This is a genomic window from Faecalibacterium hominis (ex Afrizal et al. 2022), assembly GCF_049545105.1.
GTDB lineage: Bacteria > Bacillota > Clostridia > Oscillospirales > Ruminococcaceae > Faecalibacterium > Faecalibacterium duncaniae.
In genome coordinates this window covers 2,524,208-2,549,879 of the sequence record NZ_CP186860.1, presented here as the reverse complement: position 1 = coordinate 2,549,879, position 25,672 = coordinate 2,524,208, and the positions used below count along the sequence as shown (strand labels likewise).

Annotated in this window: 19 protein-coding genes and 2 rRNA genes; 1 reads left to right on the top strand and 20 read right to left on the bottom strand. The window is 57.7% G+C overall.

Translation table 11 applies throughout. The annotated features are described in order from the left end of the window. Positions 1 to 4: 4 nt before the first annotated feature. The 14 genes from ACKXGA_RS12250 to ACKXGA_RS12185 form a co-directional block, all read right to left on the bottom strand. Positions 5 to 2,839: ribosomal RNA gene (locus ACKXGA_RS12250) — 23S ribosomal RNA — on the bottom strand. Positions 2,840 to 3,110: 271 nt separating this feature from the next. Further along, positions 3,111 to 4,621: ribosomal RNA gene (locus tag ACKXGA_RS12245) — 16S ribosomal RNA — on the bottom strand. Together the 16S and 23S rRNA genes form the textbook arrangement of a ribosomal RNA operon. Positions 4,622 to 5,160: 539 nt before the next feature. Next, positions 5,161 to 6,063 carry a lysostaphin resistance A-like protein gene (locus ACKXGA_RS12240; protein WP_423729598.1) on the bottom strand — a complete coding sequence of 301 codons (903 nt, stop codon included), beginning with the start codon at positions 6,061 to 6,063 and terminating at the stop codon, positions 5,161 to 5,163. Then, complete coding sequence (locus ACKXGA_RS12235; RefSeq protein ID WP_005929259.1) at positions 6,060 to 6,371, bottom strand: heavy metal-binding domain-containing protein; 312 nt, start codon at positions 6,369 to 6,371, stop codon at positions 6,060 to 6,062. Before ACKXGA_RS12235 ends, ACKXGA_RS12240 begins: the two co-directional genes overlap by 4 nt. Beyond that, positions 6,352 to 7,005 carry a MerR family transcriptional regulator gene (locus tag ACKXGA_RS12230; RefSeq protein ID WP_423729597.1) on the bottom strand — a complete coding sequence of 218 codons (654 nt, stop codon included), beginning with the start codon at positions 7,003 to 7,005 and terminating at the stop codon, positions 6,352 to 6,354. Before ACKXGA_RS12230 ends, ACKXGA_RS12235 begins: the two co-directional genes overlap by 20 nt. A gap of 191 nt (positions 7,006 to 7,196) precedes the next feature. Then, positions 7,197 to 8,384 carry a DEAD/DEAH box helicase gene (locus ACKXGA_RS12225; RefSeq protein ID WP_423729596.1) on the bottom strand — a complete coding sequence of 396 codons (1,188 nt, stop codon included), beginning with the start codon at positions 8,382 to 8,384 and terminating at the stop codon, positions 7,197 to 7,199. A 129-nt stretch (positions 8,385 to 8,513) separates the two neighbouring features. After that, positions 8,514 to 8,825, bottom strand: a complete 312-nt coding sequence (locus tag ACKXGA_RS12220) for an HU family DNA-binding protein (RefSeq protein WP_005929264.1) — start codon at positions 8,823 to 8,825, stop codon at positions 8,514 to 8,516. 140 nt (positions 8,826 to 8,965) lie between these two features. Then, the gene (carB, locus tag ACKXGA_RS12215; protein WP_275253042.1) at positions 8,966 to 12,217 is read right to left on the bottom strand and encodes a carbamoyl-phosphate synthase large subunit; all 3,252 of its coding nucleotides are present in this window, start codon (positions 12,215 to 12,217) and stop codon (positions 8,966 to 8,968) included. Between the two features lies 1 nt (position 12,218). Then, positions 12,219 to 13,328 (bottom strand): carbamoyl phosphate synthase small subunit, encoded by a 1,110-nt coding sequence (locus ACKXGA_RS12210; RefSeq protein ID WP_005929268.1) that lies wholly within the window; start codon positions 13,326 to 13,328, stop codon positions 12,219 to 12,221. Positions 13,329 to 13,362: 34 nt separating this feature from the next. Next, positions 13,363 to 13,956: an orotate phosphoribosyltransferase gene (gene pyrE / locus ACKXGA_RS12205; RefSeq protein ID WP_097769946.1), complete on the bottom strand. Its 594-nt coding sequence runs from the start codon at positions 13,954 to 13,956 to the stop codon at positions 13,363 to 13,365. Between the two features lie 136 nt (positions 13,957 to 14,092). Beyond that, positions 14,093 to 15,019 carry a dihydroorotate dehydrogenase gene (locus tag ACKXGA_RS12200; RefSeq protein ID WP_005929272.1) on the bottom strand — a complete coding sequence of 309 codons (927 nt, stop codon included), beginning with the start codon at positions 15,017 to 15,019 and terminating at the stop codon, positions 14,093 to 14,095. Continuing rightward, on the bottom strand, positions 15,019 to 15,792 hold the full coding sequence (locus tag ACKXGA_RS12195; protein ID WP_156059886.1) for a dihydroorotate dehydrogenase electron transfer subunit: 774 nt from the start codon (positions 15,790 to 15,792) through the stop codon (positions 15,019 to 15,021). The genes ACKXGA_RS12200 and ACKXGA_RS12195 overlap by 1 nt, the downstream gene beginning before the upstream one ends. Beyond that, positions 15,773 to 16,639 (bottom strand): orotidine-5'-phosphate decarboxylase, encoded by an 867-nt coding sequence (gene pyrF, locus ACKXGA_RS12190; RefSeq protein ID WP_097769949.1) that lies wholly within the window; start codon positions 16,637 to 16,639, stop codon positions 15,773 to 15,775. Before pyrF ends, ACKXGA_RS12195 begins: the two co-directional genes overlap by 20 nt. Positions 16,640 to 16,758: 119 nt before the next feature. Then, positions 16,759 to 17,949 carry a dihydroorotase gene (locus ACKXGA_RS12185; protein WP_423729595.1) on the bottom strand — a complete coding sequence of 397 codons (1,191 nt, stop codon included), beginning with the start codon at positions 17,947 to 17,949 and terminating at the stop codon, positions 16,759 to 16,761. A 483-nt stretch (positions 17,950 to 18,432) separates the two neighbouring features. On the opposite strand from ACKXGA_RS12185, the gene epsC reads away from it, so the two are divergent. Then, positions 18,433 to 19,104, top strand: coding sequence for a serine O-acetyltransferase EpsC (gene epsC / locus ACKXGA_RS12180; RefSeq protein ID WP_097772761.1), 672 nt, complete (start codon positions 18,433 to 18,435; stop codon positions 19,102 to 19,104). A gap of 141 nt (positions 19,105 to 19,245) precedes the next feature. On the opposite strand, the gene ACKXGA_RS12175 is transcribed toward epsC, so the two are convergent. The 6 genes from ACKXGA_RS12175 to metK all read right to left on the bottom strand — a co-directional run bounded on the left by ACKXGA_RS12175 (position 19,246) and on the right by metK (position 25,597). After that, positions 19,246 to 19,665 carry a DUF3842 family protein gene (locus ACKXGA_RS12175; RefSeq protein WP_154277558.1) on the bottom strand — a complete coding sequence of 140 codons (420 nt, stop codon included), beginning with the start codon at positions 19,663 to 19,665 and terminating at the stop codon, positions 19,246 to 19,248. After that, positions 19,665 to 21,053, bottom strand: a complete 1,389-nt coding sequence (locus tag ACKXGA_RS12170; RefSeq protein WP_423729594.1) for a Sapep family Mn(2+)-dependent dipeptidase — start codon at positions 21,051 to 21,053, stop codon at positions 19,665 to 19,667. Before ACKXGA_RS12170 ends, ACKXGA_RS12175 begins: the two co-directional genes overlap by 1 nt. A 203-nt stretch (positions 21,054 to 21,256) precedes the next feature. Continuing rightward, entirely contained in the window at positions 21,257 to 21,739 is a 483-nt protein-coding gene (locus ACKXGA_RS12165) for a COG2426 family protein (RefSeq protein ID WP_215666281.1), read from the bottom strand. Positions 21,740 to 21,778: 39 nt separating this feature from the next. Then, positions 21,779 to 22,531, bottom strand: a complete 753-nt coding sequence (locus ACKXGA_RS12160; RefSeq protein ID WP_035393287.1) for an exodeoxyribonuclease III — start codon at positions 22,529 to 22,531, stop codon at positions 21,779 to 21,781. 14 nt (positions 22,532 to 22,545) lie between these two features. Then, a complete protein-coding gene (locus tag ACKXGA_RS12155) occupies positions 22,546 to 23,919 on the bottom strand; it encodes an MATE family efflux transporter (RefSeq protein ID WP_423729593.1) in 1,374 nt (457 codons plus the stop codon). Between the two features lie 523 nt (positions 23,920 to 24,442). Further along, the gene (metK, locus tag ACKXGA_RS12150) at positions 24,443 to 25,597 is read right to left on the bottom strand and encodes a methionine adenosyltransferase (protein ID WP_097769956.1); all 1,155 of its coding nucleotides are present in this window, start codon (positions 25,595 to 25,597) and stop codon (positions 24,443 to 24,445) included. Positions 25,598 to 25,672 lie beyond the last annotated feature (75 nt).

The following is a 25,672-nucleotide window of genomic DNA, read 5'->3' as shown; positions in this document are numbered from 1 at the left end:
AATTGTGGTCAAGCCCTCGATCTATTAGTACACACTTGCTGAATGGATCACTCCACTTACACATCGTGCCTATCAACCTCGTAGTCTACAAGGAATCTTACCTGATTGAATCAGTGGGATATCTTATCTTTGGGTCGGCTTCACGCTTAGATGCTTTCAGCGTTTATCCGATCCGTACGTAGTTGCCCAGCTATGCTCCTGGCGGAACAACTGGTGCGCCAGAGGTACGTCCGTCCCGGTCCTCTCGTACTAGGGACAGCTCCCATCAAATATCCTGCGCCCACGACAGATAGGGACCGAACTGTCTCACGACGTTCTGAACCCAGCTCGCGTACCGCTTTAATTGGCGAACAGCCAAACCCTTGGGACCGAATACAGCCCCAGGATGCGATGAGCCGACATCGAGGTGCCAAACCTCCCCGTCGATGTGGACTCTTGGGGGAGATCAGCCTGTTATCCCCAGGGTAACTTTTATCCGTTGAGCGATGGCATTTCCACTCACATACCACCGGATCACTAACTCCAACTTTCGTTACTGCTCGACCCGTCAGTCTCGCAGTTAGGCTCGCTTCTGCGTTTGCACTCTTTTGCTTGATTTCCGTTCAAGCTGAGCGAACCTTTGAACGCCTCCGTTACTCTTTAGGAGGCGACCGCCCCAGTCAAACTGCCCACCTAACAATGTCCCCCGACTCGATTCAGAGCCGCAGGTTAGAATTCCAATATCGCAAGGATGGTATCCCAACGGCCTCTCCGCCAAAGCCAAAGCCTTGGTTTCCAAGAGTCCCATCTATCCTGTGCATGCAACATCGAAACCCAATATTAGGCTACAGTAAAGCTCCATGGGGTCTTTCCGTCTTGTCGCGGGTAACCGGCATCTTCACCGGTACTACAATTTCGCCGGGCGGGCTGTTGAGACAGTGCCCAAATCATTACGCCTTTCATGCGGGTCAGAACTTACCTGACAAGGAATTTCGCTACCTTAGGACCGTTATAGTTACGGCCGCCGTTCACTGGGGCTTCGATTCAATGCTTGCACATCTCCTCTTAACCTTCCAGCACCGGGCAGGCGTCAGCTCGTATACGTCATCTTTCGATTTAGCACAAACCTGTGTTTTTGGTAAACAGTTGCTTGGGCCGATTCTCTGCGGCTCCATCTCTGGAGCACCCCTTCTCCCGAAGTTACGGGGTCAATTTGCCGAGTTCCTTAACAACCCTTCTCCCGTTGGCCTTAGAATCTTCTTCCTACCTACCTGTGTCGGTTTGCGGTACGGGCACCTCAGAAATACACACAGCTTTTCTCGCCATCTTCCATCTCAGACTTCGGTACTAATTTCCCTCGATCTCTACCGGAACCAACACCCGGCTCTGAGACTTCATATGTGTCCCTGTGCTTAACTCTTTTGGTGGTGACGGAATCTCTACCGTCTGTGCATCGGCTACGCCTTCCGGCCTCACCTTAGCTCCCGACTAACCTGGAGCGGACGAACCTTCCTCCAGAAACCTGAGGCTTTCGGCCATGCAGATTCTCACTGCATTCGCGCTACTCATTCCGGCATTCTCACTTCTATACACTCCACAGCCGCTTGCGCTACTGTTTCTCCGCGTATACAACGCTCCCCTACCCAATACATTACTGTATTGCCTAAGCTTCGGTGTCAGGTTTAGCCCCGTTAAATTCTCCGCGCAAAGACGCTCGACCAGTGAGCTATTACGCACTCTTTGAATGAGTGGCTGCTTCTGAGCCAACATCCTGGTTGTCTGCGTATCTTCACATCGTTTTCCACTTAACCTGACTTTGGGACCTTAGCTGTAGATCTGGGCTGTTTCCCTTTTGACAATGACATTTATCTGACACTGTCTGACTCCCAAGCATCAATACTCTGGCATTCTGAGTTTGATAAGCTTCGCTAACCTCTCGGCCGCTAGGCTATTCAGTGCTTTACCTCCAGGTATCTAACTTGAGGCTAGTCCTAAAACTATTTCGGGGAGAACCAGCTATCTCCGGGTTCGATTGGAATTTCTCCGCTACCCACAGTTCATCCGCCGCCTTTTCAACGGAGGTCGGTTCGGTCCTCCATGGAATTTTACTTCCACTTCAACCTGACCATGGGTAGGTCACCCGGTTTCGGGCCCATTATATGCAACTTAACGCCCTTTTCAAACTCGCTTTCGCTTCGGCTCCAGACCTTAAGTCCTTAACCTTGCTGCATACAATCGCTCGCCGGACCGTTCTACAAAAAGTACCCTATCACGCTTTGACGCGCTCTAGGTGCTTGTAGGCACAGGGTTTCAGGTTCTTTTTCACTCCCCTCCCGGGGTGCTTTTCACCTTTCCTTCACAGTACTATACGCTATCGGTCACTGGGTAGTATTTAGGGTTGGAGGGTGGTCCCCCCGTATTCCGACCAGGTTTCACGTGTCTGGCCGTACTCTGGATCCTGCGCAGCTCTCTCCGTTTTCACCTACGTGGTTCTCACACTCTCTGACCGGCCTTCCCATGCCGTTCGGTTAACAGATTGAGTCTTAAAAGCAGTCCGTACCCCGAAAGTATTTCTACTCTCGGTTTGCCCTCTTCCGCGTTCGCTCGCCACTACTTACGGAATCTCGTTTGATGTCTCTTCCTCGCCCTACTTAGATGTTTCAGTTCAGGCGGTTCCCTCAATACACCTATTTTAAATTTCAGTGCATTGTACCTGAGTATGAACCCAGGTGAGTTTCCTCATTCAGAAATCTCCGGATCAATGCTTATTTGCAGCTCCCCGAAGCTTATCGCAGCTTATCACGTCTTTCATCGGCTCCCAGTGCCAAGGCATTCGCCCTGCGCCCTTGTTCGCTTGACCTTTCAAACGTTCTTTCAGAACATTTGGTATCCTCTTGATTCTCTCTTTTGCCAACGAAGATTATTGTTACCCTTCCTTTTGAAATTGCAATATTTCTTAAAAGAACTTACTATAATCTTTGTTTCGCAGTTATTATTCAGTTTTCAAGGTACGTCTTTGAGTGTCCTTTTCAGGGCCCTCAAAATCGAACAATATCTACTCTGCTTGTATCTGTCACCTGTTCCAGATGACCGACCATCTTTGATGTTCTTCCATCTGCCTGACTCCTTAGAAAGGAGGTGATCCAGCCGCAGGTTCTCCTACGGCTACCTTGTTACGACTTCACCCCAATCACCAGTTTTACCTTCGGCGGCGTCCTCCTTGCGGTTAGACTACCGACTTCGGGTCCCCCCGGCTCTCATGGTGTGACGGGCGGTGTGTACAAGGCCCGGGAACGTATTCACCGTGGCATGCTGATCCACGATTACTAGCAATTCCGACTTCGTGCAGGCGAGTTGCAGCCTGCAGTCCGAACTGGGACGTTGTTTCTGAGTTTTGCTCCACCTCGCGGTCTTGCTTCTCTTTGTTTAACGCCATTGTAGTACGTGTGTAGCCCAAGTCATAAAGGGCATGATGATTTGACGTCATCCCCACCTTCCTCCGTTTTGTCAACGGCAGTCCTGCCAGAGTCCTCTTGCGTAGTAACTGACAGTAAGGGTTGCGCTCGTTGCGGGACTTAACCCAACATCTCACGACACGAGCTGACGACAACCATGCACCACCTGTCTCTGCGTCCCGAAGGAAAATACTGTTTCCAGCATCGTCGCAGGATGTCAAGACTTGGTAAGGTTCTTCGCGTTGCGTCGAATTAAACCACATACTCCACTGCTTGTGCGGGCCCCCGTCAATTCCTTTGAGTTTCAACCTTGCGGTCGTACTCCCCAGGTGGATTACTTATTGTGTTAACTGCGGCACTGAAGGGGTCAATCCTCCAACACCTAGTAATCATCGTTTACGGTGTGGACTACCAGGGTATCTAATCCTGTTTGCTACCCACACTTTCGAGCCTCAGCGTCAGTTGGTGCCCAGTAGGCCGCCTTCGCCACTGGTGTTCCTCCCGATATCTACGCATTCCACCGCTACACCGGGAATTCCGCCTACCTCTGCACTACTCAAGAAAAACAGTTTTGAAAGCAGTTTATGGGTTGAGCCCATAGATTTCACTTCCAACTTGTCTTCCCGCCTGCGCTCCCTTTACACCCAGTAATTCCGGACAACGCTTGTGACCTACGTTTTACCGCGGCTGCTGGCACGTAGTTAGCCGTCACTTCCTTGTTGAGTACCGTCATTATCTTCCTCAACAACAGGAGTTTACAATCCGAAGACCTTCTTCCTCCACGCGGCGTCGCTGCATCAGGGTTTCCCCCATTGTGCAATATTCCCCACTGCTGCCTCCCGTAGGAGTCTGGGCCGTGTCTCAGTCCCAATGTGGCCGTTCAACCTCTCAGTCCGGCTACCGATCGTCGCCTTGGTGGGCCATTACCTCACCAACTAGCTAATCGGACGCGAGGCCATCTCAAAGCGGATTGCTCCTTTTCCCTCTGGTCGATGCCGACCCGTGGGCTTATGCGGTATTAGCAGTCGTTTCCAACTGTTGTCCCCCTCTTTGAGGCAGGTTCCTCACGCGTTACTCACCCGTTCGCCACTCGCTCGAGAAAGCAAGCTCTCTCTCGCTCGTTCGACTTGCATGTGTTAGGCGCGCCGCCAGCGTTCGTCCTGAGCCAGGATCAAACTCTTTATAAATGATATTTATCACTTAAAAAGTGTTAAATCGTTTCGCTCAGCACGCAATCGCTTGCGTCCTGTGTGAATTACTTTGTTTGGAATTGTTTAACGTGTTTTTCCAACACGAAAATAGGTTCCGTTACAAGTTTTTCGATATTGTTCAATTTTCAAGGTCCTGTGCGCCTCAGCCTTGCGGCTGACGACTTGATTATTTTACCACAGAAGTGATTTTTTGTCAAGTACTTTTTTCAGAAGCTTTTCGATCTTTTCGAACTTGTGGCTCGTTTTTCAACGTATCCATATTGGTTCTTTCGCTTTGCTTCTGCCGCTTTCAGAAGTCATTCTTTCCGGCGGCCCTTGGCGCTCAAGTATGATACCATATTCCCAGCCTTCTGTCAACACTTTTTTGCATCTTTTTTGAGTTTTTTCTATATTTCGCAAAATGAGTGCTTCCGGGCAGGTTTTTGCGACATTTTTCTGCCTGCTTTCCTTATTTATATTATAAGCGCAGAAAATCCCCGGCAGTCGATCTGACCGCCGGGGACTGCGTTTTCCTCTTACTGTTCCTGTTTCATCTGATGCAGGGTCAATCCTACTGCCACAGCAAGCATGGGCAGCACAGAGATCAAACCGATGGGCATGGGACCAAGCACATTATAATATGCATCTGCCGGGGTGATCAGTACCTGCGGCAGCGCCGCAATGGCATTGAAAGCACCATGCGCAATGGCAGGCACCCAGATACAGCCTGTTTTCTCGTAGAGGAGATCCAGCAGGGTGTTCAGGGCAAAGCAGACCACACACCACACTACAAGCCCCAGCACCGGTGCGCCCAGATAGTTTGTGCCATACTCGTAACCCACCAACAGCATCAGGGGCCAATGCCAGACACCCCACACAACGCCGCCCAACAGACGGCCATTCATCAGGCCGAACCGCTCCTTCAGGCGGGGCATCATGTAGCCGCGCCAGCCGACTTCCTCGCCCAGTGCGGGGAACATGTTGATGGCGGGGGCAAGGATCACCGCAAACAGCCCGTTTTGCAGCAGATAGCTGAGGGTAGAGACCCCCAGCTCGCTGCGCAGGGTCTCGGCATCCATCTCACCGCCGTAGGCGGCTACCAGCCAGCTGCAGGAAAAGTCCAGCCGGGAGGGGAACACGGCAAAATACAGCGCTGCGCCCAGCAGGGTGAACACAGCCGGGCCAAACCATGCAGCCAGCCAGAACCGCCGTTTGCCCTGCACCTTCCAGCCGATGCCGACAGGCTGGCGCAGAAACACTTTTTGCACCAGCAGCACAGCCAGCAGCGGGCAAAACATAGTGGCGATCAGTGCCAGCTGATACAGCACGGCATTCTTCTGCTGGAGCAGGGCCATACAGCCGCCCACCTGGCACAGCCACGCCAGACCAAAGGCAATCAGGAAATAAAGGGAAAAGCCCTGTTTTTCTTTTGCACTCATACAAATTTCACCGCCGTTCCGTAAGCAATGACCTCTGCCGCACCCTGCATGACACTGGCGGAGGCGTAACGCATCCCAACCACAGCATCGGCTCCCAGTTCCTCCGCATTCTTTGCCATGCGGCCTGTGGCGATCTGCCGGGCCTCGGTGAGCATCTCAGCGTAGTCGGTGACTTCGCCGCCCACAAGGGTGCGGAACCCGGCCATGATGTCGTGGCCAAGGTTGCGGCTCTGCACGGTGCTGCCCCGCACCACACCCAGAGCCTCGATCTTTTTACCGGGGACTTCGTTAATAGTTACAATAAGCATCTTCTTCTCCCTTTCCGATTTCTTTGAGACGATCCACCAGCACCTTCAGCGTGCCGATGATGCAGCCCGCCGGGATGCCAAACAGCACCACCAGCAGCGGCAGCGGCGGCACATCCTGCGGATCGACGCAGAACGCCCACGCCATGATGCCGATGGACAGCAGCATGATCGCAGTAAACAATCCGGCTCCCACCAGTGCACCCCGGACCCGTTCTGCTTTCCGGTCTGTCTGCTCAATGTTCACAAAACTCACTCCCTGTTCTTCCTTTGCGGTCAGGCGCGCCAGCGTCTGTTCCACATCCAGTTCATTGAGGCTGACAGTTTCCTTTTGAAGCAGAGTGCAGAAGTTCACTGCCTCGTCCAGATCGGTGCGGCGGGTGTGCAGGCGCTCCAGCTGTCGGGACATTCCCTCAGCCAGCGTACACTCTCCCTCCAGCATCTGCCGGATCTCGGCCAGCGGCACATCCAGTTTGCGCAGCAGTTTGATGCGCCGCAGACGCTCGACATCCGCTTCCGAGTAACTGCGGTAGCCGTTGCCGGGCTCCCGCCGGGGGCTGATGAGCCCCTCTTCCTCATAAAAGCGGATATTCTTTTTGGTCACGCCCACGGCGGCTTCCACCTCGTTGATCTTCATTGGCTCTGCAGCCTCCTTACAGGTACCATCTTACACCTTCCAGAAAGGGGAAGGTCAATGGTTTTTTGAAAAAAGAACTCCCTTCGTCTCGCATTCGCTCGACACCTCCCTCAGAGAGGGAGGCTTACCGTACGGGCAGGCTCCCTCCTTGAGGGGGCTGTCTGCGGAGCAGACCGGGGGAGTTTCTTCCTTTAGAAATAGCACTTGATCTGGAACCGATCGGCATTGTCCTGCTTTTTCTCCACCACGATGCGCTCATGGTTGAAATCAAAGTGGACCGGGGTACACAGGTCGGTGTTGCGGGTCAGGCGGAGAAGCTCCTGCACCCGCTTTTTCTCCTCGGGCACATAGAACAGATAGCTCACGCCCTCCTTTTTGGCGCGGCCGGTGCGGCCGATCCGGTGGGTGTAATGTTCGTTGTCGCCGGGGACATCGTAGTTGATGACCGCATCCACATCCGAGACATCGATGCCGCGGGCAGCCACATCGGTGGCCACAAGGATAGCCAGCCTGCCGTCCCGGAAGTTCTGCATGATCTGGTTGCGCTCTTTCTGGGAGAGGTCGCCGTGGAGGCAGTCCACAGAGAAGCCCAGACGGGCCAGCTGGTTGGCCAGGGTGGCGGTATTGAACTTGGTATCGCAGAACACCATGACCCGCTTGTAGCCCTCGCCAATGATGATCTGTGCCAGGTCGGACAGCTTGTTGCGGCCGGAGGTCTCCAGCATATACTGGGTGATCTTGGGCTGGCTCTCCTCCCTGGGCTGAACGGTGATCTCCTCGGCGTTGTTCTGATACAGCCAGCCGATGTCCATGACCTCGCGGCTGATGGTGGCGGAGAACATGGACAGGCTTTTGCGGGCCTTCATCAGCTCAATGATATGCCGCACATCCTTATAAAAGCCCATGTTCAGCATCTCATCGGCCTCGTCCAGCACCACCTGGGTCACATGGGCCAGATCGATGCTGTGGTGCTTATAGTGGTCCATCAGGCGGCCCGGGGTGGCCACCACGATCTGGCAGCCCTCTGCCAAACGCCTGGCCTGCTTTTCCATGTTGGCACCGCCGTACACGCAGGCCACCTGCACCTCAGGCATAAAGTAGGTCAGCTCGGTCAGCTCCTCGGCGATCTGCTGGGCAAGCTCCCGGGTGGGGGCCATGATCACAGCCTGCGGGTACTTTTTTTTCGGGTCGATATGTTCCGCCACCGGGATGCCGAAGGCACAGGTCTTGCCGGTGCCTGTGGGGGCCTTGGCGATCACATCCCGGCCTGCCAGCATCACAGGGATGGTCTTTTCCTGAATTTCCGTCATCTCTGCAAACCCCATCCGCTCCACGGCCTTGTGGATGGCTTCACTGCACTGCAACTCACTGTAAAGCATGTTTGATACTCCTTATCCTTCTACCCTTGTTTTGTTCAGTATACCATGAAACGCGGCGCTTGTCAGCACGCAAAAAGAGCCGCGCCCTTTTGGGGCACGGCTCTGCGGTTGGATCTGGGATGTACGCGCTCAGGCAGTCTCTTCCACGCTCTGAGCGGCGGCACGGCCTGCTTCCAGCTTCTGCTTGAAACGGCCGCTGGCCTTGAAGCCAGGGATGGAGGTGGACTCCAGACGGCTGGAGACCTTGGTTTTGGGGTTGGTGTAAGCCTTGGGCTTGCGGGGACGCATCTCAAAACGGCCAAAGCCGGCAATGGTCACCTTCTCGTCTGCACGCAGGCAGTCAGCGATCTGGTCAAACAAAGCGTCCATCGTGGTCTCGACCTGTGCTTCGGTAAAGCCGGTCTTGCGTGCCACGGTTTCGATCATCTGGGAACGAGTCATTGTATCGATATCCTCCTGGAACGTCCAAAAGTAACGTCTTTTGGCAAATTTTGCGTTGTTGAGTATAACAAATGCAGCCCCTCATTACGAGAGATTGCGCACGAAACGCATAATATTGCGCACGAGTTACATTTTGTGCGTTATTTTTTATGATACAGCGTTGCAATATCCACCAGCGGGATATTCTTCAGGTCATGGTCACTGCGCAGGCAATCGACCAGTGCGTTGGCGGTATCCACAGCAGTGATGCAGGGGATGCTCAGCTCCACGGCCTTGCGGCGCAGGCGGACAGAATCACGCTTGGGGTCACGGCCCTTGGCACTGGTGGAGAACACATAGTCCACCAGACCGCTCTGGAGCAGGTCCACGATGTTGGGGGACTCGCCGGACATGTTGCGCACCTCGTTGCAGGGGACCATGTGCTTGTTGAGCCATGCACAGGTGCCGGAGGTGCCGTACAGCTTGTAGCCCATGCTCTTGAGCTTCCAGGCGATATCCACAAACTCGGGCTTGTCGCTGTCCTTCACGGTGAAGATGCAGCAGGAGGCGGGGCCGGGGGTCTTAAAGGTATAGCCCGCACCGATCAGGCCCTTGAGCAGGGCATCATGATAGTTGGGGGCAATGCCCAGCACCTCGCCGGTAGACTTCATCTCAGGGCCGAACTGGGTATCCACGCCGTGCAGCTTTTCAAAGCTGAACACAGGCACCTTAACGGCCACATAGGGGGCGTTGGGGTGCAGGCCGGTGCCGTAGCCCATATCTGCCAGCTTCTCGCCCAGGCAGCAGCGCACAGCCAGATCCACCATGGGCACACCGGTGACCTTGGAGATGTAAGGCACGGTACGGGAGGAACGGGGGTTGACCTCGATGACATAGACCTTGCCGTTGGAGACCGCGTACTGGACATTGACCAGACCGGTGACGTGGAGCTCGCGGGCAAAGCGGCCGGTGTAATCCACTATGGTGTCGATCTCGGCCTGGGTCAGATGCTGTGCCGGGTAGACACAGATCGAGTCGCCGGAGTGGACACCGGTACGCTCCACCTGCTCCATGATGCCGGGGATGAGGAAGTTCTCGCCATCGCAGATGGCATCGACCTCACACTCGGTACCCATGATATACTTATCCAGCAGTACAGGGTGATCCATGTCCACGTGCTCGGTGATAACGCCCATGTACTCGATGACATCGGCCTTGGTGTAGGCCACGATCATGTTCTGACCGCCCAGAACGTAGGAGGGACGCATCAGGACAGGCAGGCCGATCTCATCGGCAGCAGCCAGAGCCTCCTCCAGATTGAACACGGTGCGGCCGGGCGCACGGGGGATCTTGCAGCGCTCCAGCAGTTCGTCAAAGCGCTCACGGTCCTCTGCTTCGTCAATGGCATCTGCCGGGGTGCCCAGGATGGGCAGGCCGATCTCATCCATGTGCTTTGCCAGCTTGATGGCGGTCTGGCCGCCGAACTGGACCACGCAGGCATCGGGCTTTTCGGTGGCGATGATGTTGTCCACACTCTCCGGGTTCAGGGGGTCGAAGTACAGACGGTCGCCGGTGTCAAAGTCGGTGGATACGGTCTCTGGGTTGTTGTTGACGAGGATGGCCTCGCAGCCGTGGTTCTTCAGGGTCCAGACACAGTGGACAGAGCAGTAGTCGAACTCGATGCCCTGACCGATGCGGATGGGGCCGGAGCCAAAGACCAGCACCTTTTTCTTCTTGGGCTGGCCGTTGGCGGCAGCCTCTGCCTCTTTGGCAGCAATGAACTCGGCGGCCTCGTTGTCGCCGTCGTAGGTGGAGTAGAAGTACGGGGTGTTGGCCGAGAACTCAGCAGCACAGGTATCGACCATCTTGAAACCGGCGCGGTAGTTCTCCACAGGCAGAGCATCCACCTGTGCCAGACGCTTGATGGTCTTATCCTGGAAACCATACTTCTTGGCGGTCTGATACTGCTCCAGGCTCAGCACGCCGTTGCACTTTGCCAGACCCTTTTCCAGGTCAGCCAGGTGCTGCATCTTATCCAGGAACCACCAGTCGATCTTGGTGATCTTCCAGATGGTCTCGTGGTCGATGCCGCGCTTGAGGGCCTCGTAGACACAGAACACGCGCTCCGCATCCTGCACATGCAGGTGGGCCACGATCTCGTCATCGGTCAGCTCCTCAAAGGGCTTGTGGGTCAGGGTGTCCATACCCAGCTCGATAGAGGAAACCGCCTTCATCATGGCCGCCTCAAAGCTGTTGCCAATGCTCATCACCTCGCCGGTGGCCATCATCTGGGTGCCCAGAGACTTGTCGGCGTAGACGAACTTATCAAAGGGCCACTTCGGGTACTTGACCACGATGTAGTCCAGCGCAGGCTCAAAGCAGGCGCAGGTCTTGCCGGTGACATCATTGGTGATCTCGTCCAGCGTATAGCCAATGGCGATCTTGGTGGCCACCTTGGCAATGGGGTAACCGGTGGCCTTGGAGGCCAGAGCGGAGGAACGGGACACACGGGGGTTGACCTCGATGACCGCGTAATCGTAGCTGTCGGGCTTCAGGGCAAACTGACAGTTGCAGCCGCCCTCGATGCCCAGCTCGGTGATGATATCCAGTGCGGCGGTGCGCAGCATCTGGTACTCGTGATCGGTCAGGGTCTGGGAGGGAGCCACGACCACGGAATCGCCGGTGTGGATACCGACGGGGTCCAGGTTCTCCATGTTGCAGACGGTGATCACGTTGCCCTTGTGGTCGCGCATAACCTCGTACTCGATCTCTTTCCAACCGGCGATGCACTTTTCCACCAGGATCTGATGGATGGGGGAAAGACGCAGGCCGTTGGTGCCGATCTCGATGAGCTTTTCCTTGTTTTCGCAGATGCCGCCGCCGGTGCCGCCCATGGTAAAGGCAGGACGGACAATGACGGGATAGCCGATGCGGTCCGCACAGGCCAGCGCATCCTGCAGGGTCTCCACGACCTCAGAGGGGATGATGGGCTGATGCAGCTTTTCCATCGTCTCCTTGAACAGCTCACGGTCCTCGGCGCGGTCGATGGTCTCAGGCTTGCAGGCCAGCAGGCGGATGCCGGTGCGGTCCAGATAGCCGGAACGGGCCAGCTCCATGGAGAGGTTCAGGCCCATCTGGCCGCCCAGGTTGGGCAGAACGGAGTCGGGCTTCTCGATCTCCAGGATGCGCTCCACCACCTCAAGGGTCATGGGCTCGATATAGACATGATCGGCCACATCCGGGTCGGTCATAATGGTAGCGGGGTTGGAGTTGAGCAGAACGGTCTCAATGCCCTCTGCTTTCAGGGCGCGGCACGCCTGGGTGCCGGAGTAGTCGAACTCAGCGGCCTGGCCGATGATGATGGGGCCGGAGCCGATGACCAGCACCTTTTTGATTCTGGGGTCCTTGGGCATTTCAGCGCACCTCCTTTTTTGCTGCTTTGACGTTGTTCAGGAAGCGGTCGAACAGGAACTCCGTGTCCTTGGGGCCGCCGTTGGCTTCCGGGTGGAACTGGACCGTGAAGCAGTTCCACTTCTTGTACTTGATGCCCTCGCAGGTGCCGTCGTTGGCGTTCACCTGTGCCACCTCGCCCATCTCGGCGGGCAGCTCCTCGCCCACGACCGCATAGCCGTGGTTCTGGCTGGTGATGAAGGTGCGGCCCGACTCAAAATCAGTGACAGGCTGGTTGGCACCGCGGTGGCCATACTTCAGCTTCATGGTCTTGGCACCGGCGGCCAGAGCGCTGAGCTGGTGGCCCAGGCAGATGCCGAAGGTGGGGATGCCCAGCGCAAAGATCTGCTTCAGGTTCTCAATGACCTCCACCGGCTCGGCGGGGTCGCCGGGGCCGTTGGACAGCATGATGCCGTCCGGGTTCAGGGCAGCCACTTCCTCAGCGGTGGCAAAGGCGGGCATCACCGTTACCTTGCAGCCGCGCTTGACCAGGCAGCGCACAATATTGCGCTTGCAGCCGTAGTGCATCAGCACGATGTGGGTCTCGCCCTTCTCGTGAAAGACCTCGGGCTTCTCGCAGGTCACGCTCTTGACAGCGTCCGTCACGGCATAGGCGCGGATGGTCTCCAGCAGCTTCTCCGTCTCGGCCTTGTTGGCAGGGTCAGCGGGATCAAAGGTGGTCAGGATGGCACCGTTCATCACACCGCTCTCCCGGATGATACGGGTCAGGTGGCGGGTGTCGATGCCCTCGATGCCGATGGTATTGTTTTTCTTCAAAAAGCTGTCCAGCGTCTCCTCACAGCGCCAGTTGGAGGGGGTGGTGCAGGCCTCGCGCACAATGTAGCCCTTGGCCCAGATGCGGTCCGACTCCATATCGTCCTTGTTCATGCCGTAGTTGCCGATGAGGGGATAGGTCTGGGTGATGATCTGGCCGTAGTAGCTGGGGTCGGTCAGGGTCTCTTCAAAGCCCACCATACCGGTGGCAAAGACGACTTCGCCCACGGTAACGCCCTCAGCACCCACTGACTGGCCTGCAAAGACCATGCCGTTTGCCAAAAGAAGATAAGCGTTCATAGGTACTCCTTGTTTCAACACGGTTGTTGTCAAGTTACAGGGTCTGCTTGGCTTCCTGCTTCATCTTACGGCTGCCCAGGTGCACCAGGGGCAGCTTGCCCTCCTTGCAGATGGGGCACTCCTCGGGTGCGTAGTTGGGCAGGTCCAGCTTCAGGGCGCTGGCCAGGATGGGAATGGGAGACGGAGCCTCAGGCTTGGTGCGGTCCACCACGCAGGTGATGCCCAGGCAGATGCCGCCGGCCTCTTCGATCACGCGCTTGGTCTCCAGGGAGGAGATGCCGGTGGTAACAACGTCCTCAGCAATGATGCACTTCTCACCCGGCTGGATGGCAAAGCGCTTCAGGGTCATCACATTGTCCACGCGCTCGGTGAAGATGGCGCGCTTGCCGGTCTGGCGGGCCAGCTCGTAAGCATAGACGATGCCGCCCATGGCAGGTCCCACGATGACATCCACGTCCAGCTCCTTGACTTTGTCTGCCACAGCCTTCATTACCTCGGCGCAGCGGTCAGGGTACTGCTGCAGGTAGGCCATCTGGCAGTATGCGCTGGAATGGCGGCCGGAGGAGAGCAGGAAATGGCCCTCCAGGAATGCGTCACAGCTCTTCAGAATTTCAAGTGCTTCACTCATTGTAGTTCTCCCTCTCTTTTTTATGAAAAATATCTTTTGAACGGTATTGTACCACGCTTTTGCAGCAATTGCAAATTTATGCGAAATTTTTCGCTTTATACGCATAAGCCGTGGTTATTCTGGTATATCAGCTCGATTATTCAGCATTTCGTGCGCAGCCGCGGATCTCCTCCAGCGTTTTCACGCCGTGGGCATCCATCCACTGTGCCATCTCGTCGGCAATGGTCTCCATGGCGCGGGGGTTGGCAAAGTTTGCCGCGCCCACCTGTACCGCCGTGGCACCTGCCATGATGAATTCCAGTGCGTCACGGCCGGTGGCAATGCCGCCCAGACCCACCACCGGGATGTTCACGGCACCCACAGCCTGCCAGACCATGCGCAGGGCAATGGGCCGCACCGCCGGGCCGGACAGACCGGCAAAGATGTTGTTGAACACCGGCTTACGCTTTTCCAGATCGATGGCGCAGGCCTGGAAGGTGTTGGTCAGGCTGATGGCATCCGCACCGGCGGCCTCCACAGCCTTGCACATCTCGGGGATGTTCTCTGCCTGGGGGCTCAGCTTGACCATCAGGGGCTTTTTGCAGGCCGCGCGGACCATCCGCACCACCTCACCGGCAGCCTCAGCCTTCACGCCGTAGGCCATGCCGCCCACCTTGACGTTGGGGCAGGAGATGTTCAGCTCCACGATGTCCACAGCGCTCTCACTCAGCAGAGCCGCGCCCTCAACATACTCTTCCTCACTGTGTCCACCCAGATTGGCAATGGCCACGGTGCCGTATTTCTGCTTGAGCTCCAGCATCTCGTTCAGCTCCACATCAATGAAGTGCTGAACGCCGGGGTTCTGCAGGCCGATGCTGTTGATGAGGCCGGAGGGGGTCTCCCACAGGCGCTCGCCCTTGTTGCCGTACTGACCGTGCAGGGTCAGGCCCTTGCCGGAGATGCCGCCGATCTTGGAAAAATCGGCCAGTTCCTCGTACTCCACACCGTAGCCCACAGTGCCGGAAGCGCCGATGACCGGGCTGTTCATCACAAAGCCCAGCAGGTTTGTTTTCAGGTCAGCCATCAGAAGAACACCTCCGTTGCATCAAAGACCGGGCCATTCTTGCACACGCTCTTGCCCTCGCCGCCCTTGGTCTCGCAGGTGCAGCCAAGGCAGGCACCAATGCCGCAGGCCATCTTCTTTTCCAGGCTCACGAAGCAGGGGGTGCCCTTTTCGGCACAGATCCGGGCGGCGTTTTTCATCATCACGGTGGGGCCGCAGATCAGCACGGCATCGTAATCTGCCGGGTCATACAGCTGGGTTACAAAGCCGTGGAAGCCCACTGCGCCGGTATCGGTGGATACCTTTACCACATTTGCGATGGAGCGGTACTCTTCCATGCAGTAAGGGGTATCCCGGAAGCCGAAGAACACGTCCGGCTTAACACCGGCAGCTGCCAGTTCCCGGGTGACCTGATACATGGGGGCGGTGCCAATGCCGCCGCCTACCACGGCGATCTTATGGTATTGTTCGGTCAGGGCCGGGATATCAAAGCCGTTGCCCATGGGGCCGGTCAGCTGGAAGGTATCGCCGGTCTTCAGCTGGGCAATTTTGTGAGTGCCCTCGCCGATGACCTGATACAGGAACTCAATGGTCTGGGTCTCCGGCTCCCACTTGTGCACGCTGATGGGGCGGGACAGGAAGGGGGCCTCATCGGCACCCCAGGCACGCAGGGTAAAAAACTGCCCGGCGTGGGGGGCATGCTCCCGGTCAGGCCAGAGGGCACGCAGGAGCCGGATGTCCGGCAGGATACTCTCATGGCTCAGAACGGTGGCTTCACAGCAGGCTGCACGCATGAGCAATGGCCTCCTTCATGTTCACACACTCGTTGTAAGCGGCCTCATCAAAGGCCACGCCGGGCTGCTTCTTGTAGGCCAGCAGGATGCCGCGGCTGGAGTTGACCACGCCGCCGTTGCCCTTGGTCAGGTACTGGGCAATATCCTCCGCCTTGCCGCCCTGTGCGCCGTAGCCGGGGATGAGGAAGAAGCTGTCCTGATACTTGGCGCGGATCTCGGTGGCTTCCTCGATGTGGGTGCCGCCGATGACCAGACCGATGGAGGAGTAGCCGTGCTCGCCCATGTAGTCCTTGCCCAGAGCGTTCAGCTTGTCGCCCACCAGATCGTAGACGTGGCGGCCGTCTGCCAGCTTCTCATACTCAAAGTCCTTGGCACCGCCGTTGGAGGTGCGGCAGAGGACGAACATACCCTTGCCCTGCTTTTCGGCATAGGGCAGGTAGGGGCTGATGGAATCCAGACCCATGTAGGGGGCCAGGGTGACGAAATCGGACTCGAAGTCGCCGGTAAAGTGGCCCATGGCGTACATCTCGGCGGTCTTGGCGATATCGCCGCGCTTGATATCGGCGATAACAGGGATACCAGCCTCGCGGACAGCGGCCAGGGTCTCGGCGTAGGCCTTCATGCCCTCCAGACCCAGGGACTCATAGTATGCGATCTGCACCTTGTAGCAGCCTGCCACAGCCTTGGTGGCATCGATGAGCTTCTTGTTGAAGCGGACGATGTTCTCCCCCTTGGTCAGGGCGGTGTCCACAAAGTCAGCGGGCAGGTAGCTGAAATCAGTGTCCAGACCCACACACACCGGGCCGCGGGCTGCAACTGCTTCGTAAAGCTTGTCCATGTTTGTCATTGTCGGGTTCCTCCATACTCTCTTATTACGAATTAAACCTCTCAGTCAGCGCTGACGCGCTGCCAGCTCCCCTAGTAGGGGAGCCCTTGGCAAAGAGGTGAAGTGATACGTTCTGACTTTTACTCCTCAGCCTGATAGGTCAGCTTGCCGCCCTTGATGGTGGCATAGACCCTGCCGTAGAGCTGTGCACCATCAAAGGGGCAGTTATGGCTCTTGGAGTGCAGCTTTTCTTTGTCCACGGTGTAGGGGGTGTCCAGATCCACCAGCACGAAGTCTGCATCGTAGCCGGGCTCCAGCTGGCCCTTGGCAAGGCCCAGGATCTCTGCCGGGCGGGTGCTCATCAGGTGCACCAGCAGTTCCAGCGGCAGGCTCTCTTCCCTGCAGAGCTTGGTGTAGCAGACTCCAAAGGCGGTCTCGCTGCCCACCATACCGGCCATGCCCTTCAGCTTGTCTTCCTCGGAGTGGGGAGCGTGGTCGGTGGCAATGGCATCCACCACACCGGAACGGATGCCATCGATGAGCGCCTGCACATCATCCGCGGTGCGGATGGGCGGGTTGACCCGGTAATCGCAGGTCTCATTGTTGAACCACAGGTGATGCGGGGTCACCTCGCAGGTCACGGGTGCGCCGCGCAGCTTTGCCATCTGGATGGCCTCCAGCGCGCCACGGGTGGAAACATGGCACATGTGCAGCCTGGTCTGGTAGTACTCGCTCAGCCAGCAATTGCGCACGGTCTCCAGATCCTCGGCCAGCCGGTAATCCCAGGGGCTGATCTCCATATCCTCGGCGTGGCTCATCACGGTGATGTCCCGCTGGGTGCAGATGGCAAAGGCCCGGGCCATGGTGGCGTTGTCCTGCACACCGTGGCCATCCTCTGTGATGAACTTCACGCTGGCGGGCAGGGTCTTGAGGTGGTCGATGGTCTTGCCGTCAAAGTTCTCGGTGATGGAAACGGTCTGGTTCACATCGCACAGGCCCACCTCGGCGGCCTTCTGCTCCACCATGGCTACCTGTGCGGCAGAGGAGCAGACGGGCTTTGTGTTGGGCATCAGGTTGACAAAGGTGTAGCCGCCTGCGGCCGCAGCCATGCTTCCGGTGGCAATGTCCTCCTTATATTCAAAGCCCGGGGTGCGCCAGTGGCAGTGCAGGTCCACAAAGGCGGGCAGCACGGTCAGACCGCCTGCATCGAGGACAGTCTCCCCCTCCCCGGCCAGTGCGGAAAGATCCTGACCCACGGCGGCAATCTTTCCGTCTTTCACGAAAAGCTCCACCGGGCGGCCCGCAGCGTTTACAGCGTTGATGAGCAGCATATTCTTTTACCTCCCTGTTCGTATTTCGGATGGGCGGATGCGGGCATGGCAGCCCGCGGACAGGCAAAAAAAAGAACTTTTCCACAAACGGAAAAGTTCAAAAAGCGAAAAAAGGAAACACGGAACCCACCGCAAAAACGGCTGCAAACTGCTTTTTCAGTTCAGCGTTCATTTTTGACAGCATTCGTCCGCTTCTCCTTTTCCTTCGCATTTGTTTTCGTTATATTTTATCATAGAAACGCAAAATGTGTCAATGCTTTCTGTAAGATTCCTGTGTGAAAAGGTTTTGACTGTATCTCCCGGAATTTTGGCTACTCTACCGAAAACCCGCTTCCCGCCCCATAATCCCTGCGCGGAGGGGGATTTTTCTCCGTCAATTCCTACCAAAGCACTGTACATTGAAGTTTGCATGTGTTATTATAGTATCTGTCAAAAAGAGAGAGCCGCACTGAGGCGGCTGAACAAAAAGGGAGGGTTTCCCACATGAGCTTATTGGAGGACGCACGGAACATCCAGCGCAAAGACCCCGCCGCACGCAGTGTGCTGGAGGTCATCCTGCTGTATCCCGGCTTCCATATCCTGGTCTACCACCGCATTGCCCACTGGCTGTATGAGCACGGGCACTTTTTCCTTGCCCGCTGGGTCAGCCAGCACGGCCGCCACAAAACCGGCATCGAGATCCACCCCGGTGCCCGGATCGGCAGGTGCCTGTTCATCGACCACGGCATGGGCATCGTGTTCGGCGAGACCACCGTGATCGGCGACAACTGCACCATCTACCACGGCGTGACGCTGGGCGGCACCGGCAAGGACACCGGAAAGCGCCACCCCACCCTGGGCAACAATGTGCTGATCGGCGCGGGCACCAAGGTGCTGGGCCCGGTGTATATCGGCGATAACGCCCGCATCGGCGCAGGCAGCGTTGTGCTGCGCAACCTGCCCGCCAACTGCACCGCTGTGGGCGTGCCCGCCGAGGTGGTGCGCATCAACAACAAGGCCGTCAACCCCGCCGATGACCTGGACCAGCAGGATCTGCCGGATGTCATGGCCCAGCGCCTCACCGAGCTGGACCGCCGCATCAGCAGGCTGGAAAAGGACGCACAGGGGGATGTGCCCCCCAGCATCCACGAGGTCATCCAGAAACAGCAGCGCTGAACCTTTCTGTCCCACTTTGCGTGCCAGCTTTCCTCATAGGGGAGCCGCTGGCATGGCGGTACTATCCGCAAAAACTGAACAAAGCTTCTGCAAAACAAAAGCAGCTGCGCTCCGCACACACGGAACGCAGCTGCTTTTCTGTTATTTACAAGGAGTTTCAGCCAGTTCTTTGACCTTTTGTGCCGCTGCCGCCACCAGCTGGCCGATGGGCTGGTCGGGCACGCCCACCACGATGTTCTCACAGTGGTTGATGGGCACCAGCACCCGCCGGGCGGGGCTCTGGCAGACTGCCGCTGCCATAGCGGGGGTGATCTCGCCCAGCAGCGCGTCAGCGATCACAATGCCGATGGGCCCCACGATAACATCCGCGATGCGGCAGTTCACGACCACGGCGTTCTCGCCGGTGGCGGCGCGGACCGTCCCCGCCTTGAGCATGGCCGAAGTCGCAAGGCTGTTGGTGCCCACGGCGGTCAGCCGGGCTTCCGGGCAGGCGGCAGAGATGGCCGCCACCAGCTGGCGGCCCAGACCGCCGCCCTGGCCGTCAATGACCAGAACGTTCATCAGAAGTCGATCTCCTCCAGCCGCAGCAGAGCGATGATGTAGATCTTCAGGGCCTCCAGCAGCTTATCGATGGGAGCTGCCTCGTTGGCACCGTGCATCGGGCCGCCGAACTCAGGCAGCACCATGTCCTCGTGCTCGGGGCCAAAGCTCACCGCATAGGGGAAGTGGCGGGCATAGGTGCCGCCGCCCATGGTAAAGGGCGTGGCATTCTCGCCGGTGACCTCGTTGTAGGTCTCGATGCAGGCCTTGATGGCGGGGGTATCGGCTGCGATATAGAAGGGCTCGGCACCCTCGGCCTTCTCCAGAGAAGCACCCGTGCCAATGGCAGCTTTGATCTGCTCCTTCATCTTCTCGGCGTTGGTGCAGGTGGGGTAACGGCTGTCCATGGTCTGGACGATCCGGCCCTCCCGCATGAAGATGCGGCCGCCGATGATGGTCAGGGGGCCGAAGGGGCCGTCGGCGCAGTCGATGCCCAGGCCGGTGCCTGCGGTGGAAGCGTGCAGCTTTTTCAGGGCTTCCAGATAGGCGCGCTCTGCATCGTTGCACAGATCGTTGTCCAGCAGGTAGTTCACCACCAGACCGATGGCGTTGACCGTGCCCTCGGGCATGGCGGCATGGCCGCTCTTGCCCCAGCCCCGGATACGCACCCCATTGCCTTCCGGCTCCAGCGTGATGTTGGGGGCATTTTTCAGCTTGGTGATGTCAGTCTCCACCAGTGCGCTGGCGCGGTCGGGGACTGCATTGTTGGCAACGCCGCCCTCGAACTCCTTGATCTCGCCGTTGCACACCGGGCTGACCAGCTCCGCACCGAAATGGCCCTTCTCGCCGTTGCACACCGGGAACTCTGCATCCGGGGTGAAGCAGAACACCGGGGCCGGGTAGTTCTTGAGGTAGTATTCCACATCGTTCATGTGGGTCTCTTCGTTGTCGCCAACCATTGCGCGGATGGGATACCGCAGGGAAACGCCCTCCTCCTTGAGGAACTTCAGGGCGTACAGGGTAGCCACCATGGGGCCCTTGTCATCGGCCACACCACGGCCGATCATCCAGCCGTCCTGGATCTGCATCTTGAAGGGGTCCTGGCTCCAGCCGTTGCCCACGGGCACCACATCCACATGGCAGATGGTTGCCAGATACTTCTCGGGGTCTGCACCGGCCAGCTCGGCATAGCCGATGTAGTTCTCGCAGTTGCGGGTCGCCAGACCCATGCCTGCAGCCAGCTCCAGCGTCTTGTCCAGCGCCGCGCGGGGGCCCTCACCAAAGGGAGCTTCCTCGGTCGGGGTGCCCTCCACACTGTTGATGGCCACCAGCGCCGCGATGTCCTCCAGAATCTGCTCCTTGTTCGCCGCAATAAAGGCGTCGATCTTCTGATTCAATGCCTGATCCATGATTGCTTCGTCCTTTCTTTGTCGTAACGACACGTTACTGTTTATTGTAACACACTTAAAGCGCTTTTGCCAGCCTTCGGCAGCCCGCTTCTGTACGAAACCTCTCCGTCATCATCGCGATCGCTCGATGCCACCTCTCCTAATAGGCGAGGCAGGACTTGGTTCCCCTATCAGGGAAGCTGTCGCGGCGAAGCCCGAATCTGTCACACTGCAAACAGGCTGCTGGCCGCGCCCAGCACACCGGCGCTGGCCAGACCCATGATGATGCCCGCCAGCAGCACACCGCCCATGCAGGCAATGAGAACATCCTTGAACTTCATGTCCAGAATGGAGGCTGCCAGCGTGCCGGTCCAGGCACCGGTGCCGGGCAGCGGGATCCCCACAAAGAGCAGCAGGGCAACGGTCAGACCCTTGCCGGCCTTTTCCTCCAGTTTGCGGCCGCCCATTTCCCCCTTGGTGATGAAGAACTTGCACACCGGCCCGATGACCGGCTTGTGGTAGCCCCAGATGAGGAACTTGCGGGCAAACAGATAGATAAAGGGCACCGGCAGCATATTGCCGAGCACGCAGACCAGATAGGTGGGCAGGGCGGGCAGGCCCATGCCCAGCCCGATCGGAATGGCACCGCGCAGTTCAATGACCGGCACCATCGAGACAAAAAACACCATCAGATAATTCTTGAGCATCCAGGTTTCTCCTTATTATAAGACCATGATCGTAACGGCTTACAGGTCGATGACCAGCTCCACCGGGCAGTGGTCGGAGCCAAACACCTCGTTGTGGATCTCGGCGGCGGTCACCTTGTCGGCGATGCGGTTTGAAACGATGAAATAATCAATGCGCCAGCCCGCGTTCTTTTCCCGGGCGTGGAAGCGGTAGCTCCACCAGCTGTACTTCACCTCGTCCGGGTGAACCGCGCGGAAGGTGTCGGTAAAGCCCGCTGCCAGCAGCTCGGTCATCTTGGCCCGCTCCTGGTCAGTGAAGCCCGCGCTCATCCGATTGGTCTTCGCATTCTTGATGTCGATCTCAGTGTGGGCCACGTTCAGGTCACCGCAGAGGATGACCGGCTTTTTCGCGTCCAGCTCCAGCAGGTAAGCCCGGAACGCATCCTCCCAGGTCATGCGGTAGTCCAGCCGCTTCAGGCCGTCCTGGCTGTTGGGCGTGTAGCAGTTGACCAGATAGAAGCCGGGATATTCCAGCGTCAGCACCCGGCCCTCGTGGTCGTGCTCCTCCCTGCCGATGCCGGTGGTCACGGCCAGCGGGGCCGTTTTACACCAGCATGCCGTGCCGGAGTAGCCCTTTTTCTCGGCGGAGTAGGTGTACTCGGTGTAGCCCTCGGGGGCAAAATCAGCCTGCCCCGGCTGCATCTTGGTCTCCTGCACCGAGAAGATGTCGGCATCCAGCGCCGCGAAGCTTGCGGCAAAATCGTGGGTCAGGCAGGCCCGCAGGCCATTGACGTTCCAGCTGATCAGTTTCATATCCTGTTCCTTTCTTATGCCTGATATTTTGTTTTCCATGCGCCGCTCTTCATGCGCGCCACAAAGCAGATGACACGGCAGACCCAGTCAATGACCATGGCGATCCAGACACCCACAGCGCCCCAGCCCATCCTGACACAGAGCAGGTAGCTGAATCCCAGCCGCCAGACAGCCATGCTGAGCACAGAGACCACCATGGTAAATTTTACATCGTTGGCCGCGCGCAGGGCGTTGGGCAGAACAAAGGAGGCCGGCCACAGGAACAGGCCGCTGCCTGCGTGGATCTGCACCAGCAGGATGGCCAGCGCCATGGTCTCACCGGAGAGGGCGTAGATGCCCACCAGCGGCTTGAGGAAGAGCAGGATGCCGCCGTTGAAGATTCCCATAGAGAGGTAAGCCCAGAGCAGCAGCTTGCGGGTGTAGAAAACGGTCTGCTCATTGTCCCCTGCGCCAACGCAGCGGCCCACCACCGTGATCATGGCCAGACCAATGGCCTGCCCCGGGATGCAGCCCACGCCGTCCAGATTGTTTGCCACGGCATTGGCGGCGATCTGCACGGTGCCGAAGGTGGAGATCATGCTGACCACCAGAATGCGGCCCGCCTGGAACAGGCTGTTCTCAAAGGCGGACGGGATGCCGATGCCCAGGATGCGCTTTGCCATCCGGCCATCCAGCCGGAACGTTTTGGGCACGGTGAGCATATGGCCCTTCTGGTAGCAGCGGTTCAGGATGAGCACCGCCGCCACAGCACGGGAGAGGACGCTGGGCCAGGCAACGCCGTCCACGCCCATGCCCAGCACAAAGATGCAGACCGCATTGCCCACGATGTTGATGATGTTCATCAGGATGCTGATCTGCATGGAGATTTTGGAGTTGCCCATGCTGCGGAAGAGCGCAGCACCGGCATTGTACATGGCCAGGAACGGGTAGCTGACCGCCGTGATGCGCAGGTAGAGCACACCGGCCTCCAGTACGTCGGCATCGATGCTGCCATAGCACAGCCGGATCATGGGACGGGCCAGCACAAAGCAGAACACCCCCACACCCACGCCCAGCAGAGCGCTGAGCAGGATCAGCTGACCCGAGCTTGCGTTGGCGTGCTTCTGCTCCTTTGCACCCAGATACTGGCTGACCACCACCGCGCCGCCGGTGGCCAGCGCCGCAAACAGCACGATGATGAGGTTGTTGATCATATCCACCAGGCTGACACCCGAGATGGCGGCTTCGCCGCAGCGGGAAACCATCATGGTATCGGCCATGCCCACCGTCACGGCCAGCAGCTGCTCCACCAGCAGCGGCCCCACCAGCCTGAGCAGGTCACGCTGGCTGAACAGCGGGGCCCGCCCGCCAAAGCACGGGGCCTTGTTTTGTGCGATCGTATGTTCCATTCTATTCCTCGCTTCTTCCCACACCTTTTCTGCCCTTCCGGGCCGCAGAGCGTCCTTTTCTCATAGATGTATCCATCATAACACAGCCGCATCCTGTTGTAAAGAATCAGCTTCTGCAATTCCGGACCTCTTCCCCCTGCCCGTGCTTGTTTCATCACTTTGCCAAATGTATCTCTCCCATTTTTGTGCGTTGTGACAAAATTGCATTTTTTTCTCGAACAAGAGAACTTTTTTCAAAAAAGCTCTTGTATTTTTCTGTGAAAAGTGTTATCTTGTATCCAACAGGAGCGTCAGTTGGATACAAAGCGAAACGACGCGCTTTCCTTTCCGGTACTCCTGTTGTTCATCCTTCTATTATTATGCTATTTTCTTCATTTACCTTCTTATCATTTACCCTGTCCTGAAAAGGACAAACAAAAAACGCTTCCCCACCTGCACGGGGGAGCGTTTTTTGTTTGTCTGCCGCCCACCATAGAAAAGCGCCCTGCACCTTTCACGGTACAGGGCGCTTTGCGTTTCAGTTTTACAGCGCTGCAACAGCGGCCTTGAGCTCATCCACGCGGTCGGTGTTCTCCCACTTCACGCCCAGATCCTCGCGGCCCATGTGGCCGTAGGCGGCCAGCTTGCGGTAGATGGGCTTCCGCAGGCCGAGGTCACGGATGATGGCGGCGGGGGTCAGGTCAAAGACCTTCTCCACTGCCTGCTCGATCTTCTCATCGGCCACGGTACCGGTGCCAAAGGTATCCACCATGATGGACACAGGCTTTGCCACGCCGATGGCATAGGCCACCTGCACCTCACACTGCTTGGCCAGACCGGCAGCCACGATGTTCTTGGCAACCCAGCGGGTTGCGTAAGCGGCACTGCGGTCCACCTTGCTGGGGTCCTTGCCGGAGAATGCGCCGCCGCCGTGGCGGGCGTAGCCGCCGTAGGTGTCAACGATGATCTTGCGGCCGGTCAGGCCGCTGTCACCCTGCGGGCCGCCCACAACAAAGCGGCCGGTGGGGTTGATGTAGTACTTGGTGTTCTCATCCAGCAGCTCGGCAGGGATGGTGGCCTTGATGACCTTCTCCATGATATCGGCCCGGAGCTGCTCCATGGTCACGTTCTCACTGTGCTGGCTGGAGATGACGACTGCATCCACCCGGATGGGCTTGTTGTTCTCGTCGTACTCCACGGTCACCTGGCTCTTGCCATCCGGGCGCAGGTAATCCAGTTCGCCGCTCTTGCGCACCTCGGTCAGCTTCTTGGCCAGCTTGTGGGCCAGGCTGATGGGCATGGGCATCAGCTCAGGGGTCTCATCGCAGGCATAGCCGAACATCATGCCCTGGTCACCGGCACCGCCGACCTGGTCGTTGGTGCCCAGTGCAATATCGGGGCTCTGGCCGTCGATGTTGGAGATCACGGCACAGGTGTCAGCGTCAAAGCCGTACTTTGCACGGGTGTAACCGATGTCAGAGATGACCTCGCGGACGATCTTCTGGAAATCGACATAGCAGTTGGTGGTGATCTCGCCCATAATGTGGACCAGACCGGTGGAAGCGCAGGTCTCGCAGGCCACGCGGGCATCGGGATCGTGGGTCAGGATCTCGTCCAGGATGGCATCGGAGATCTGGTCGCAGATCTTGTCCGGATGTCCCTCGGTGACGGACTCAGAAGTAAACAGGTGTCTTGCCATAAATTTTGTCCTCCATGTGTGTGGTGAATCTTGCACAGCTTCATACACGTCCATCAAGTTTGCGCAAACAAAAAC